Below are 14,848 nucleotides of genomic sequence, written 5' to 3' on the forward strand. Positions count from 1 at the left end.
CCCTCGACCGTGCCCCAGCCGGTGATGACACCGTCGGTGTACGGCTTCTTGGCCTCCAGGCCGAAGCCGGTGGCCCGGTGCCGGCGCAGCTGCTCGACCTCGTTGAAGGAACCAGGGTCGAGCAGCAGCTCGATGCGCTCACGAGCGGTGAGCTTGCCCTTGGCGTGCTGTGCCTCGGTCGCCCGGTCGCTCGGTCCGCGCCGCGCCTCCTCGCGCAGGGCGTGCAGCTCGGCCACGCGGCCTCGGGCGTCGGTCGGCTCGCTCGGGATCTGGTCCACAACGGTCATGTACCGACCCTACGAAGCCGACCAAGGAAATCCTGCCGTTGACTCCGTACAGTCTCCTGAGTCGAATCCTGGTGGAGTAAGACAGAACCGTCTCCCGGACGGACCGAGTCGACAGCCGGACACCCCTCCCTCTTGTGGAGTTCCCACAGAGGCCCCTCCAGCGCCACCTGACAACGGTAGGTTGCCCCCGCAGTCCCGGGCGTGATCCCCAGGCCCGTCGGGCGGGGCGGTGACCGTCAGGCGCCCCACCGTACCGGCCCGCCGGAGGTTCGCGGCCGACAGCCCGGGAGGGGGACGCAGACGACCTTGCGGTTCCGCGAGGTTGTCGAGGATCCGCAACCAGGACGGGCCGGCGGCGCGTGCGAGCGGGGTGCGCGGGGAGGCGCGACGGGACCGGGGGCCGCCCTACGGGGACTGCGGGGAGCCTCCGCAGTGGAAGCGGGCGTTCCCCCAGTCCGCGTGATCGTTGCCGTTCCCGTCGCCGCCGTCGTCGGCCACGAGCTCCACGTAGGAGGCCCCGGTGACGTCGGCGGTGAGCGACCAGGCCGTGTCGGTGGCCTTCAGGACCGGCGACATCACCTTCTCCGTGCCGTCGGCGACGACGCCGAACCGCACCGTGCCGCGGCTGGACTGGACGTCGTCCACGCCGACCTCGGCGGTGAAGGAGGTGCACCTCCCGCCCAGGTAGTAGCGCACCTTCGACGGGGCGTGGGCGCCCAAGCCCTTCGCGTACGTGACTCCCCCGATCCGCAGCGGGCCGCCGTCGCCGGTGCCCGTCTCGCCGTTGGACCCGTCGCGCTCGACCGGTCCCCATCCGTTGGCGGCCGAGGTCCAGTCCAGGTCGCTCGCCCAGCTGTCCGTGGTGGGCGGCGGGGGCAGCGTACGGACGGTGGTGGCGGCGCTCAGCTTCCGTGCCTCTCCCCCGACGGTGTAGGCGAGTGCCGCACCGAGCGGGTACGGCTGGTACGTCGCGTCCACCGGAGGCGTCACCTTCCACGTGGCGGTGGCCTCGGCTCCGGCCGCGACCGTCCCGAGCGCCACGGCTGCGGCCGGCTCGGCGGTCCAGCCCGCGGGAAGCGCCAGCGTCGCCGTGGCAGCGTCGGCCGCGCCGGCCTCGTCGTTGGTGAAGGTGGCCGTGACCTGGTTCGGACGGCCCGGCTCCAGCGTCTCCGGGGCGGCGAGCGCGAGCGTGCCGCAGGCGGCCTTCTCGGGCGCCGGGCCGAGGTCGGTGACGGCGAAGGAGTCGAGGACGAAGTCGGCTCCGTCGGGCGCGTCGGCGCGCTTGCGCAGTCCGGTCCAGGTGTCGCCGCAGCCGGCCGTCACGGTCTCGGAGAAGTGGCCGGTGGTCCGCTGCTGTCCGACGGGCGTTCGACGGGTCTCGACCGCGGTCCCGTTGGTACGGTCGTAGCCGGTGACCCACTCGTAGGCGCCCGCGTGGCTCGACTGGTAGGCGAACTCGACGCGGTAGCTGCGCCCCTCCTTCATGGGCACGGTCCACGGCGCGGTCCGGTAGACCAGGCCGCTGTTCTCGTCATGGGACTTCAGGGACTCCGCGCCGCCGATGACGTCGTCGACGAGCTTCCCGTTCCAGCCCGCCTGGGTGTACGGGGCGTGGAGCTGGGCGATGTGGGTGCGGGGGTCGGTCGTCCCTCCGGAGTCGCCCTTGAGGAAGGGGCCCCAGCCCTGGTCGACGGCCTCGAAGTCCTCGTACGCGAGCGCTCCGGCCCTGGTCGCCGGGTTGTTGGCGACGACCCGGACGTCGTCGACGCGGACGCCCGCCGTGCTGCCCCCGGCGGCCTCGATCGCGAGCGTGGTGGAGCCGCCGGCGGGGGCGTTGAAGGTGACCTTGGCGCGCTGGAGGCGAGTGCCGTTCCAGTCGGACGCGGCGACCCGGTCCTCGATCGACGAGCGCTCCACGGTGACCGACTTCCCGCCGATGGAGAGGGTGGTCGGGCGGCTCCTGCCCGGCTCGACCTCGATCAGGGCGGAGGCGGTGTAGCGGGAGCCGGGGGTGAGGCCGCTGATCCGCTGGCGGACGGAGGCGGCGGCGGAGCCGGTGAGCTCGGCGCTGTTGCGCCCCTGGTCGTCGGTGTCACGGGCGACCGCGCCCGTCGTGGACCAGGCGTCGAGCCCGGCGTCGTTGAAGCCGGGGTCCTCGACCGGGGTGCCCTGGCCCCAGCGCGGGTCGCGGGGCTCGGGGGCGCGGTCGGGGTAGAGGACGTAGGGCTGACCGGCGACGGCGTCGAGGGTGATCGTGCCGCCGCTCGGCCGGACGGTCGCGGTCTTGACGCGTCCGTTGTCGGTGAGCTTGTAGACGCTGTACGAGCGGGTGCCGGGCACCGCCCAACTCGTCTTCCCGCCCTTCTTGTTGTAGTGGTACAGCTTCTTCCCGCCGTCCCACGGCAACAGGTAGTTCTCGCCGTCGAGGACCTTACGGCCGTTCTCGTAGAACGTGCGCCGGCCGTCCTCGACGGCGCCGCGGACACCGCCGGTGAAGGTGAGGTCGTTGCCGTCCCAGCGGGTGATCCGCTGCTGCTGGAGGTACTTGGCGGGCAGGTTCTTCTGCCAGATGTTGGCGTAGAAGTGGTTCCAGTCGGTCTCGCCGGTCCAGCCCTCGAAGTCCTCCAGGGCGGTCTGGCCGAGGACCGGGTGGTTGTTCCAGACGTCCTTCTCGCCGTTGCGGATGAAGCGGACGATCTGGGAGTTGAGGCCCTTGTTGGTGGCGCCGCCGTAGTTCAGGTCGTTGGCCCAGTGGGACCAGAGCGAGGCCCGCTCGAACTTCTCGGACCACTCGGTGGCCACGTTCCAGCCCTGGGACTGCACGGCCCGCAGTGTCTTGTCGGCGATCCAGCCGTGCGTGTAGTAGACGTCGATGTAGAGCATCGACAGGTTCGGGTCGGTCTCGTCGCGCAGCTGCTGGAAGCGGCGGGCGAGGTCGCCGCTGTTGATGTCCCGGCGCTGGTCGATGTAGTAGCTCTGGTTGAGCCAGTTCCAGCCGGGTTTCGTCTTGTCGACGAGGGTCTCGCTGAAGTTCTTCGCCTCGGGGTACGACTCGGTGGCGTTGACGTGGACGCCGAAGCCCGCACCCCACTTCCTGCCCTCCTTGAGGAGGGTGTTGAGGTCCGCGAGGCCGCCTGCGCGCTTGTTGTAGTTGCCGCCGTAGTCGGGGTGGGCGGAGTCGTGGCCCTCGGAGCCGTACCCCTTGAGCAGGGCGAACTGACCGAGTCCGTCGGTGGCGAGAGAGATCCGCTTGACGTCGTCGAGGGTGCGCAGGAAGGGGTGGGTGGCGTTGGAGGCGAAGTTGAACGGGATGTGGGCGATCACCCGGTCCGGGGTCTGCTCGCCGCCGGGGGCCTTGATGCCGATGGCGGGGAAGGCGAGGGCGCCGTCCTGCCAGTCCACCGTCCCGTCGGCGTTGGCGTCGGGGGTGACGACGACCTTGGCCCAGGGAAGGTCCTTCCCCTTCTCGGGGGCGGGGGCGCCCTCACCGCGGTAGGTCCACTGGCCGGACCAGACGCCGACGCGGGTCTCGGTGCCGCGCTTGCGGGCCTGGTGCCAGAATCGGGCGCCGTCGCGGGCGCTCGGGCCGGAGGGCTTGTCGTAGGAGGAGTTGGACTCGACCGCGGCGGCGAGGGAGCCGGTGTTGACGATCGCGTAGCTCGCGCCGGTGGCGGTGGTCTCGGCCGGGGTGGCGTCGGTGATGCCGGCAAAGACGTCGGCGGTACGGGTGGAGTCGGGGTCGAGCCGGGTGAAGGCGGTCTCGGCGCCCGCGTCCGAGGAGCCGACGGAGACCAGGTCGTGGCCGGGTATGTCGATCGTGCCGACCCGGAAGGCCTCGGTGTCCCGGACGGCGGTCACCCTGAAGGTGGTGGCCCGGCCGCTGACGCTCAGGCTCGCGTCGATCTCGACCCCGGGCAGGTCCGGGAAGGCCAGGGTGTAGGCGGCGGAGGAGGCGGTCAGGACGGGGGCGCCGGTGACCCGGACGGCGTGGGCGGTGCCGTTGAGGACGACCTGGGTGACCGGGGCCGTACTGCCGAGGAGGCGGGCGCCGGTGGCGCGGTCCGTGTAGGAGACGACGCGCGGGAAGTCCTCGGCGACGGCGACGGAGAGCTGGGCGGAGCCGATGCGGGCCTCGGCGGCCGAACGCCCGGGTTCCTCGGCGAGGGCCGGTCCCGACAGGGCGAACACGGCGGATGACGCGGCGGCGAGCGCGCAGGCCACACGGATTCTTGGCGACTTGGGGAGGGACATGGGGACTAGTTGGGCCCGTTCGGCAGGACACCGTCAACGAGATCGTGTCCCGGCGGCCCCGCCAGTCCAAGAACCCCCTTCGGTTAGTCCAAGCGGATGAACATCTCGCCGGGATGTTGAATGTTGAACGGAATAGCGCTACAGTCGTTCTCGTTGAAGGTTCAACGAAACGAAGTACAGCCTCCGCGCCACCCCCGCGCACCGTCCCCAAGGAGCACGTCATGGGCATCTTCAACCGCAAGAACGACACCGCCACCGCCGTCGCCACCCTCCCCGTCGACCCGGCGCTCGCCGCGCTGACCGGCGAGTACGCGATCGACCCGGCGCACAGCAGCATCGGCTTCACCGTCCGTCACGCCATGGTCACCAACGTGCGCGGCTCCTTCGCCGAGCACGAGGGCACCCTGCGGCTCGACGGCTCGGACCCGGGCGCCTCGGCCGCCTCGATCGAGGTCAAGATCGCCTCCATCGACACCGGCATCGGCGACCGCGACAACCACCTGCGCAGCGGCGACTTCTTCGACGCCGAGCAGTTCCCGCTGATGACCTTCCGCTCGACCGAGGCGGAGCAGCTGGGTGGCGACAAGTACCGCGTGACCGGCGACCTCACCATCAAGGACGTCACGAAGCCGCTCTCGATCGACCTGGAGTTCAACGGCGCCGCCACGGACGTCTACGGCAACGAGCGCGTCGGCTTCGAGGGCTCGGCCGAGATCCTCCGCTCCGACTGGGGCCTGACCTGGAACGCGGCGCTGGAGACCGGCGGTGTGATGGTCAGCGACAAGGTGAAGCTGACCTTCGACATCTCCGCGATCAAGAACGCCGCCTGACCCCCGGCCCCCGCCCGCGAGGGCACCCACGAGCGCGCCCGCCTCTCCGTCACGACGGAGGGCGGGCGCTCGGCGTTGCTCGTCCGGAGCACCCTGCACGGCCTCGCCTCCCTCGACGGAACCGACCGACTCCGTCCCGACCTCGCAGAAGGACGCCGGGAGCGCCTGGTCGGCGCCGTTGTCAGTGGGGGCCGTTAGCGTCGTCGGCATGGAATTCCGTATCGACAGCAGTGTGTTGACCGACGCGGTGGCCTGGGCTGCCCGCGTGCTTCCGGCCCGGTCGCCCGTCCCTGTGCTCGGCGGGCTGCTCCTGGACGCCGCTGACGGCCGGTTGCGCGTATCCGGCCTCGACTACGAGGCGTCGGCGCGCATCGAGGTCGAGGCGGACACCGTGCGGGTCGGCCGGGCGCTCGTCCTCGGGCGGCGGCTGCTCGACATCTGCAAGGTGCTGCCCAAGGGGCCGGTCGAGTGCGCGGTCGAGGGGGCGCGGCTCTCGGTGACGGGCGGGGACGCCCGCTTCGGGCTCTCCCTGCTGCCGCTGGACGACTATCCGGCGCAGCCCGAACTGCCCGCGTTCCGGGGCGTCGTGGACACCGAGGCGTTCGCGGCGGCGGTCGGGCAGGTGGCGGTGGCGGCCGGCCGGGACGACTCGCTGCCGGTGCTGACGGGGGTACGGCTCGCCCTGGACGGTACGACGATGACGCTCGCCGCGACCGACCGCTACCGCTACGCGGTCCGCACGCTGGAGTGGGAGCCGGAGGGCGACGAGCCGGGGGAAGGTGGCGGCGCGGACGTCGTCGTACCGGCCCGTCGGCTGACCGAGATCGCCCGCTCCCTGACCTCGGCGGGGCCCGTCCGTCTCGCCCTCGACGGTGGCTCGATCGGCTTCGAGAGCGAGGGGACGCGGACGACGACCCGGCTGCTCGACGGCCGTCTCCCCCGCCACGACAAGCTCTTCTCCCTCGGTGAGCACGCTGTGGCCGTGACGGAACGGGCCCCGCTGGTCGAGGCCGTGAAGCGGGTCGCGGTGGTGGCGGAGGGAGACAGCCCGGTCCAGCTCGCGTTCAGCGGCGACGCCGTCCACCTCCAGGCGGGCTACGAGGACGACGTCGCCTCCCAGCGGCTCCCGGCGCTCCTGGAAGGCGCGACCGCGATGACGGTCGCCTTCAACCCCGGCTACCTGCTGGACGCGCTCGGCTCCTTCGGTACGGACTCCGTCCGCTTCCATCTCCTCGGCCCGGGGCAGCGCGCCCTGATCACCGACCGGGAGGACGGGGTCCACCAGCATCTGCTGATGTCGGTGAAGCCCCTGGTGTAGCCCCTGGTGCAGCTCCTGCCCCGGCTCTCCGTGGCGGCCGCCCCTCGGGGTGACGCCGACGCCCCAAGTGGAGCCCACGAGTGGTGGGCCTCCTCCCTCGCGCTCAGGCTGACGTACGCAGTGCCCGCCCCGATCATGCGGCAGCGGGCTGAGCCACGCGACGTCGCCCCGGTCGGGGCGGGTGGGGACGTCAGAGAGACGGGATCACATGACGGAGCAGGGCATCAGAGCAGGGCACCTGCCGTTCGCTCGCGGGAGCGACAGGTCCGTACGAAAGCGGGTGCAGCACCGCCGCGCACCGCGACCCGCCCGCCGGTCGCCCACCGGGGTGGCGCTCGTCGCCGCCGGGCTGGCATTCCTGAGCGCGGCCGGTACGACATCGAGCAGTGCCGCGTCACCCCCCTTCACCGAGCCCCAGCCGGGAGGTCCGGCGAGGTTCGTGCCCGGTCCCTGCCCGCAGGCGCCCGAAGAGATCCCCGGACGGTGCGGGGTCCTGGAGGTGCCCGAGAACCGGCAGCACCGCGGTGGACGGACCATCAAACTAGCCGTCGCCATCATTCCGGCCACGTCGGCGAAACCGGCCGGGGACCCGGTGGTGTTCATGGAGGGAGGTCCCGGCGGCGACGCGATCGGAGCCATCCCCTTCCTGATCGACTCCGGGGTGAACCGGGATCGCGACCTGATCGTCATGACCCAGCGCGGCGGGCCCTACTCGGAGCCGTACCTCGCCTGCCCGGAGATCGACCGGTTCAACGCGAGCGCCGTGGGGCTGCCCTACGACGCGCCCTCGACCGGACGGCTGCTGGTACGAGCGGCGAAGGAGTGCCGGGACCGTCTGACCGCCGACGGAATCCGGCTGAGCAGCTACAACACCACCGAGAACGCCGCGGACTTCGCCGACCTGCGCAAGGCGCTCGGCATCAAGAAGTGGAACGTCTACGGCTACTCCTACGGCACCGACCTGGCCCTCACCTACCTGCGCCGGCACCCCGACGGGATCCGCTCGGTGACCATCGACTCGGTCGTGCCGCCACAGATCGTGAGCCTGCCGTGGGCCTGGGACAGCGCCCAGGAGGGGATCAACACGATCTTCGCGGCGTGCGAGGCCCAGCCGAGCTGCAAGAGCCGCTACCCGGACCTCTCCCGCACGCTCACGGAGCAGGTCCGGCGCCTTGAGGCGAACCCCCTGACGCTGACGGTGCAGCCGCCCGGGGGCGGCAGCCCGGTGAAGGTCGTCCTCGACGGGGGCGCGCTGGTGAACCTGCTGGTCACCAACGGCGGCGCCCTGCCGGCCGCCGAGGTCCCCGCGGCGCTCGACGAACTCGCCCGCGGCAATCCGGAACGCCTGGCGCAGGCACAGGCCGCCGGCGCTGCGCCGCCCGCCGTCCCCCAGGCCCACGGTCTGACGCATTCGGTGGTGTGCGCCGAGTGGGCGCCGGGCTTCACGGAGTCCGACGTCCTGGAGGCGGGGCGCCGGGCCTTCCCCGGGTGGCCGGACACGGTCCTCGCCCACGCGCCGCAGCTGCCCTTCGAGTACGACCTGTGCCGTGTCTGGAACGTCCGGGACCGCACCTCGATCCAGCGCGTGGCCACCTACAGCAAGGTGCCGACGCTGATCATCTCAGGGACGTTCGACGCGAAGACGGGCGCGAGCTGGGGACCGTACGCCGGTCGCACGCTGCCCCGCTCGACCGCCGTGCGGATTCCCGGGATCGGCCACTTCGTGGTCCCCCAGTCGCCCTGTGCGCAGAGCGTCCTGGCTTCCTTCCTCGCGCGTCCGACCTCGCCCGACACCGGGTGCGTGGCGGGACTCGCACCGGGTCCGTTCACCATCACCCCCGAACCGGAGAGAGCATGATGTCCATCCGCCCGCCCCACGACCGTCGCGCCCCGCGCCGGTTCCCCGCCACGCTGGCCGGAGCCACGGTCGGTGCCCTCGTCGTCGGCCTGGCCGCGATGCCCGCCCGAGCCGAGTCCGACGCCGGAGCTCCGCTCGGCACGGTCGCCCGGACGGCGGGCGACGCCCGCTTCGAGCCCGGACCCTGCCCGCGGACGGCGGACCCGATCCCCGATCTGGCGCGCGCCCGCTGCGGCACGCTCACCGTTCCCGAGAAGCGCTCCCACCGCAAGGGACGGAAGATCACCCTCGCGGTCGCGATCATCCCCGCGGTCACCAGCAGACCGGCACCCGACCCGATCATCTGGCTCGCCGGCGGACCCGGCGACGACGCGGTCTCCGAGATCCCGATGGCGGTCGGCGGCGGCCTCAACCGCGACCGCGACGTGATCTTCATGTCGCAGCGAGGGACCTACTCGGCCGACCCGGAGCTCACCTGCCGGAACGTCGACGAGTTCGCCGCGGACTCCCTCGATCTCGTCTTCGGTGCGCCGTCCACCGGACGCCTGCACGTCGCGGAGACGCGGAAATGCCGTGACCAGCTGGTGCGCCGTGGGGCCGACCTCAGTGCCTACAACGGCACCGAGAGTTCCGCCGACTACGACGGCCTGCGCAAGGCACTGGGCATCAGGCAGTGGAACGTGTTCGGCATCTCCTACGGCACCGACCTGGCGCTCCAGTACATGCGTCTGCACCCGAAGGGCATCCGGTCGGTCGGCATCGACGGCGTCCTGCCGCCGTCCCTGGCCGGCGGGGCCGTGACCTGGAAGGCCGCACGAGAGGGTTTCGACGGCATCTTCAAGGCCTGCGCGGACCAGTCCGCCTGCAACACCCGCTATCCGAACCTCAAGGCCACCTTCGAGCGCCTGGTGGTCGAGCTCGAGGCCCGACCGGTCACCACCACCGTCACGGTCCCGGGCCAACCGGAGCCGGTGAAGGTCGTGCTGGACGGCGGGCTCCTGGTGAACTGGCTGACCTTCGCCAGCCATCTCGCGGCCGGAGTGCCCCGCTCCATCGACGAACTGGCCCACGGCAACCCGCAGCGGATCGCCGAGCAGTACGCGGGCGGAAAGCTCAGCCCGCAGGCCATCGGGAGGGTCTCTCACGGGCTCGTCTTCGGCGTCTTCTGCAGCGAGTGGACACCGTTCGAGAGTGAGGCCGACGTGATCCGGGCAGGGCGGCGGCTGTTCCCGTCGTTCCCCCGCTCGGTGCTGGCCAACGCTCCGCTTCTCAGCTGGATGCACGCGGACTGCCGCGCCTGGGACATCCCCGCGGCGCCCCGCTCGATCCGGAGCGTGACGCGCAGCGACATCCCGACGCTCGTCCTGTCCGGCGGGTTCGACGCCCAGACCGCGCCGAGCAGCGGGCCGTACGCCGCCCGTACGCTGAGCCGGTCCACGGCCGTCACGGTCCCCTACGTCGCCCATGTGGTCTTCGCGGACTCGCCGTGCGCGCAGAGGATCACCCGCTCGTTCTTCGACACTCCGACCGCGCCGGACACGGGATGTCTCGCCGGTCTCCAGCCACCCGTGTTCGAGATCGCACCGTGAGGGACGGCCCGGTGGTGACCCGGGGAAGCCCGGCGGCCTAGAAGCCGCCGCCGCCGAAGTCCCCGCCGCCACCGAAGTCGCCGAAGCCTCCACCACCGCCGCCGAAGTCGCCCGACCCGAAGTCGCCGGAGTTGAAGTCGCCCCCGGAGACGTCGCCGCCCCCGAACTCGCCTCCGCCGTACTCACCGGCGTAGGCGGGGGTGGCGAGCATCGAGCCGAGCAGGGTGCCGGCGAGGAGGCCGGGCAGCAGGCCGCCGCCGAAGTAGCCGCCTGCCCACGGGCCGTACGCCGGTCCCGCCTCCCAGTACGGGCGGCGGCCGGTGTCGGTCTCGACCGTACGGGCCAAGGGGTCCTGCCCGTCGTCGAGGCGGGTGGCGTCGGCGGCGCACACCGGGACCTCGCGCGCGGTGCCACCGGCCGGGATCCAGGTGCGGTCCTCGGTCGAGGGTCCGTGGCGCGGGTCGAAGAAGCAGGGCGGACGGCGCTCGGGCAGCGGCCGGGACTCGCGGCGGGCGGCCAGGGCGGCGAGCGAGAAGCGGCCGTCCTCCAGCGCCTGGGTCACGGCCTTGACGTCGTGCGGGTGCGTGGCCGAGCCCATCAGGGACTTCGCCTTGTCGTACGAGTCGAGCGCGCGCTCGTAGTCGGCGCGCATCGCGTCGTCGGCGCCGGCCTCGGCGGGGTGGAAGTCGAGCCGTTCGAGTTCCTCGCCGAAGGCGGTGATGTCCTCGTCGACGACGACCCGGAGCTTGTCGAGGGCCTCGCGCTCCTCGGCCTGCTTGCGGAGCCGGTTGCGGCGGACGATCGCGTAGGCGCCCGCGCCACCGGCGGCGAGGAACGCGCCGAGGGTGATCAGACCGCCGACCGGCACACCGTTGTCGGCGCCGACCGAGCCCCAGGAGGCGGGGGCGGTCCCGTCCATGGTGGGCAGGGCCTGGTCGACGAAGTTGTTCAGCTCGGTGGCGGCGTCCACCCCGGGCTGGCGCACGGAGGTGACCAGGTTGTCCACGGCCTGCGCGGACATCACCCTACGGTCGGCGGCGGCGTCGAACCCGTCACCGAGCCGGACGGCGTACAGCCCCGTCACCCCGGTCTGGGTGCGCAGATTGCGCAGCAGGTTCTCGGGCGGATACTCGCTGTTCGCGGGCAGCACGGCGATGAAGAGCGGCTTGTCCGCGTCCTCGATCTTCTGGGCGAGGGCATCCGCCTGGGCCGTCGAGAGCTGGTCGGCGGCCCCTGGATCGACGTAGACCGGCCCCTGCTTCAGGGCCGCTCCGGCGTCCGGGATCCCGGTGATCCCGGCCCCCGCGGAGGGGGCCAGGACCAGGAGCAGCAGCATGGCCAGCCCCGCGAGGGCCGACAGAAGGTGGAACGGCCTGGTCCTCATACCATCGAAACTACCCCCAAAGGGGGATTCCGAGACATTGTGGACCGAAGGTTATGACCGATTCCGTGCCTACTCCGCGGGGTCGATGCCCACACGCAGCAGTCCGTAGGTGAACGCGTCCTCCAGCGCCTGCCAGGAGGCGGCGATCACGTTCTCCCCGACGCCGACCGTCGCCCACTCGGCGTTGCCGTCGCTGGTGGTGATCAGGACGCGGGTCGTGGACTCCGTACCGTGGCGCCCCTCCAGGATGCGGACCTTGTAGTCCACCAGCTCGAACTTGGCGAGCTGGGGGTAGATCCGCTCCAGACCGACCCGCATCGCCCGGTCGAGGGCGTTGACGGGGCCGTTGCCCTCGGCGGTGGCGACGATCCGCTCGCCCTTGGCCCAGAGCTTCACGGTCGCCTCGTTGGCGTGGGTGCCGTCCGGCCGGTCCTCGACGATCGCGCGCCAGGACTCCGTACGGAAGTAGCGGCGGGCGCGGCCCTCCACCTCCTCGCGGAGCAGCAGTTCGAAGGAGGCGTCGGCGGCCTCGTAGGTGTAGCCGGAGAGCTCGCGCTCCTTGACGCGCTCGACGACACGGGCGACCAGCGCGCGGTCGCCGCCCAGGTCGACGCCGAGCTCCTTGCCCTTCAGCTCGATGGAGGCGCGGCCGGCCATGTCGGAGACGAGCATCCGCATGGTGTTGCCGACCAGCTCGGGGTCGATGTGCTGGTAGAGGTCCGGGTCGACCTTGATCGCGGAGGCGTGCAGCCCGGCCTTGTGCGCGAAGGCCGAGACACCCACGTACGGCTGATGCGTGGAGGGCGTCAGATTGACGACCTCGGCGATGGCGTGCGAGATCCGGGTCATCTCGGCGAGCGCGCCCTCGGGCAGCACCCGCTTGTCGTACTTGAGTTCCAGGGCGGCGACCACCGGGAAGAGGTTGGCGTTGCCGACCCGCTCGCCGTAGCCGTTGGCGGTGCACTGGACGTGCGTGGCGCCCGCGTCGACCGCGGCGAGCGTATTGGCGACGGCGCAGCCGGTGTCGTCCTGGGCGTGGATGCCGAGCCGGGCGCCGGTGTCGGCGATCACGGTGGCGACGACGGCCTGGACCTGGGCGGGGAGCATGCCGCCGTTGGTGTCGCAGAGGATCACGACATCGGCGCCGGCCTCGGAGGCGGCCCGGACGACGTCCTTGGCGTACTGCGGATTGGCCTTGTAGCCGTCGAAGAAGTGCTCGCAGTCGACGAAGACGCGGCGGCCCTGGGAGCACAGGTAGGAGACGGTGTCGCGGACCATCTCCAGGTTCTCGTCCAGGGTGGTGCGCAGGGCCAGCTCGACGTGCCGGTCGTGCGACTTGGCGACCAGGGTGATCACAGGGGCGCCGGAGTCCAGGAGCGCCTTGACCTGCGGGTCGTCGGCGGCGTTGCCGCCGGCCCTGCGGGTCGCGCCGAACGCGACGAGCCGCGCGTTCTTGAACGTGATCTCCTGCTTCGCCCGGGCGAAGAACTCCGTGTCGCGCGGGTTGGCTCCGGGCCAGCCGCCCTCGATGAAGCCGACGCCGAAGTCGTCGAGGTGCCGCGCGATGGTCAGCTTGTCCGCGACGGTGAGGTTGATGCCTTCACGCTGCGCTCCGTCGCGCAGCGTCGTGTCGAAGACATGGAAGCTGTCGTCGAGGCGCGAGCTCTCGTCGGTCTCCGTGGTCATGGCTTGGATGGCTCCTGTCGGATGTGGCTCCGGAAGGTCTGGATCCACTTGCCCCCATTCTCACGCGCTGTCCGTTTCCGGCGACGGTGGGGCCGGAAAACGAAAAAACCTCTCGCGGGTGCGAGAGGTCTGCGCGCGGGTCTGGGGCACGGTGTCCACTGCCGCGGGGGTGGAGTCGCGGTTCAGTGGCCACTGCGGACCGGCGCGCTGCTGTCCATAATCATGGTGGTAGCAAGCACGCTCGCAGTCTGCCATACCCCAGCCGCACGCGGGACGCCGGTCTCAGGATGCGGTCACCTGGTCGGCCGCCGTCCGCTCCGCCCGCCGGGACGCCCCGGTGCCGACCCTCCCGAGGTCGATGTCCCGGGTCTCGCGCATCGTCAGGTAGACGATCAGGGAGACGGCCGCGCAGCCCGCCACGTACCAGTAGTAGCCGGACTCGATCCCGGCGTCCTTGAACCACAGCGCCACGTACTCGGCCGTGCCGCCGAAGAGGGCGTTGGCGATGGCGTACGGCAGGGCGACGCCCAGGGCGCGGATGCCGGTCGGGAAGAGCTCCGCCTTCACGCACGCGTTGATCGAGGTGTAGCCGGTGATGACGACCAGCGCGAGCAGCGAGAGGCCGAGGGCCGGCCAGAAGGAACCGGCGTCCTGGAGCAGCGTCATGATCGGCACCGTGAGGAAGGTCGAGCCGAGCGCGAAGGTGATCAGCAGAGGACGCCGCCCGATCCGGTCGGAGAGCCGTCCCGCGAGGGGCTGCAGACAGGCGAAGACGATCAGGGCGCAGAAGGAGACCAGGGTGGCGGTCTGCTTCGGCAGTCCCGCCGAGTTCGAGAGGTACTTCGTCAGATAGGTGGTGTACGTGTAGTAGGCCACAGTGCCGCCCATGGTGAGGGCGACGACGAGGAACGCCTCGCGGCGGTGCGCCCACAGCGCCGTGAGCGTGCCCTTCTCGCCGCTCGCCACGCCGTCGTCGGCCGTCTCCTCGTACACCTCCGTCTCCAGCATGTTGCGCCGCAGATAGAAGACGACGGCCGCGCCGAGCGCACCGATGATGAACGGGATGCGCCAGCCCCAGCTGTGCAGGGCCTCCGCGGACATCGTGCGCTGGAGGACGATCTGGAGACCGAGGCCGAGGATCTGGCCGGCGGTCATCGAGACGTACTGGAAGCTGGAGGCGAAGCCCCGGTGCCGCGGGGCCGAGGCCTCCGTCAGGTAGGTCGCGCTGGCCGCGTACTCGCCGCCGACCGAGAGGCCCTGGAGGAGCCGGGCGATCAGCAGGACGGCGGCGCCGCCGTAGCCGGCGACGGCGTACGTGGGCGCGATCGCGATCAGGAGGGCCGAGGCGGACATCAGCGTCACGGTGAGCGTGAGCGCCGCCTTGCGGCCCTTGCGGTCGCCGACCCGGCCGAGCAGCCAGCCGCCGACGGGGCGCATGAAGAAGCCGACGGCGAAGATGCCGGCGGTGTTCATGAGCTTGGCGGTGTCATTGCCCTCGGGGAAGAACGCCCCCGCGAAGTACGTGGCGAAGCTCGCGTACACGAACCAGTCGAACCACTCGACCATGTTGCCTGCCGAGCCGACCCAGATCTTCTTCCAGTGCTCTCGTCCCATGATCCGGAACCGTGCCGGAGGTGACGGCCGG

Annotated in this window: 9 protein-coding genes; 4 read left to right on the plus strand and 5 right to left on the minus strand. The window is 71.5% G+C overall.

Translation table 11 applies throughout. The features are described from left to right. Together ACZ3OF_RS21310 and ACZ3OF_RS21315 are read right to left on the minus strand one after the other, a co-directional pair. Positions 1-287: carboxyl transferase domain-containing protein (locus ACZ3OF_RS21310; protein WP_361672181.1), on the minus strand; the 287-nt coding region annotated here is incomplete at its 3' end. A gap of 405 nt (positions 288-692) precedes the next feature. Beyond that, the gene (locus ACZ3OF_RS21315) at positions 693-4,538 is read right to left on the minus strand and encodes an endo-alpha-N-acetylgalactosaminidase family protein (protein WP_467306190.1); all 3,846 of its coding nucleotides are present in this window, start codon (positions 4,536-4,538) and stop codon (positions 693-695) included. A 221-nt stretch (positions 4,539-4,759) separates the two neighbouring features. Here ACZ3OF_RS21315 and ACZ3OF_RS21320 point away from each other — a divergent pair, with 221 nt between their 5' ends. The 4 genes from ACZ3OF_RS21320 (at position 4,760) to ACZ3OF_RS21335 (ending at position 10,133) form a co-directional block, all read left to right on the plus strand. Beyond that, complete coding sequence (locus ACZ3OF_RS21320; RefSeq protein WP_467306192.1) at positions 4,760-5,368, plus strand: YceI family protein; 609 nt, start codon at positions 4,760-4,762, stop codon at positions 5,366-5,368. Positions 5,369-5,576: 208 nt separating this feature from the next. Then, positions 5,577-6,686, plus strand: coding sequence for a DNA polymerase III subunit beta (gene dnaN / locus ACZ3OF_RS21325; protein ID WP_361672188.1), 1,110 nt, complete (start codon positions 5,577-5,579; stop codon positions 6,684-6,686). Positions 6,687-7,125: 439 nt separating this feature from the next. Next, positions 7,126-8,544, plus strand: coding sequence for an alpha/beta fold hydrolase (locus ACZ3OF_RS21330; protein WP_467306195.1), 1,419 nt, complete (start codon positions 7,126-7,128; stop codon positions 8,542-8,544). Next, complete coding sequence (locus tag ACZ3OF_RS21335) at positions 8,541-10,133, plus strand: alpha/beta fold hydrolase (RefSeq protein WP_467306197.1); 1,593 nt, start codon at positions 8,541-8,543, stop codon at positions 10,131-10,133. The genes ACZ3OF_RS21330 and ACZ3OF_RS21335 overlap by 4 nt, the downstream gene beginning before the upstream one ends. Positions 10,134-10,170: 37 nt before the next feature. On the opposite strand, the gene ACZ3OF_RS21340 is transcribed toward ACZ3OF_RS21335, so the two are convergent. The 3 genes from ACZ3OF_RS21340 to ACZ3OF_RS21350 form a co-directional block, all read right to left on the minus strand. Next, entirely contained in the window at positions 10,171-11,517 is a 1,347-nt protein-coding gene (locus tag ACZ3OF_RS21340; protein WP_361672195.1) for a hypothetical protein, read from the minus strand. A 69-nt stretch (positions 11,518-11,586) separates the two neighbouring features. Beyond that, positions 11,587-13,203: a citramalate synthase gene (cimA, locus tag ACZ3OF_RS21345; RefSeq protein ID WP_361672197.1), complete on the minus strand. Its 1,617-nt coding sequence runs from the start codon at positions 13,201-13,203 to the stop codon at positions 11,587-11,589. A gap of 282 nt (positions 13,204-13,485) precedes the next feature. Further along, entirely contained in the window at positions 13,486-14,817 is a 1,332-nt protein-coding gene (locus ACZ3OF_RS21350) for an MFS transporter (RefSeq protein ID WP_361672200.1), read from the minus strand. Between the last annotated feature and the right edge of the window lie 31 nt (positions 14,818-14,848).

This window comes from Streptomyces sp. NPDC022552 (assembly GCF_055561875.1).

Excerpts from the sequence above, each read along its gene's own strand:
- ACZ3OF_RS21315 (WP_467306190.1), bottom strand. The coding sequence starts at position 4,538 with ATGTCCCTCCCCAAGTCGCCAAGAATCCGTGTGGCCTGCGCGCTCGCC.
- ACZ3OF_RS21320 (WP_467306192.1), top strand. The coding sequence starts at position 4,760 with ATGGGCATCTTCAACCGCAAGAACGACACCGCCACCGCCGTCGCCACC.
- dnaN (WP_361672188.1), top strand. The coding sequence starts at position 5,577 with ATGGAATTCCGTATCGACAGCAGTGTGTTGACCGACGCGGTGGCCTGG.
- ACZ3OF_RS21335 (WP_467306197.1), top strand. The coding sequence starts at position 8,541 with ATGATGTCCATCCGCCCGCCCCACGACCGTCGCGCCCCGCGCCGGTTC.
- ACZ3OF_RS21340 (WP_361672195.1), bottom strand. The coding sequence starts at position 11,517 with ATGAGGACCAGGCCGTTCCACCTTCTGTCGGCCCTCGCGGGGCTGGCC.
- cimA (WP_361672197.1), bottom strand. The coding sequence starts at position 13,203 with ATGACCACGGAGACCGACGAGAGCTCGCGCCTCGACGACAGCTTCCAT.
- ACZ3OF_RS21350 (WP_361672200.1), bottom strand. The coding sequence starts at position 14,817 with ATGGGACGAGAGCACTGGAAGAAGATCTGGGTCGGCTCGGCAGGCAAC.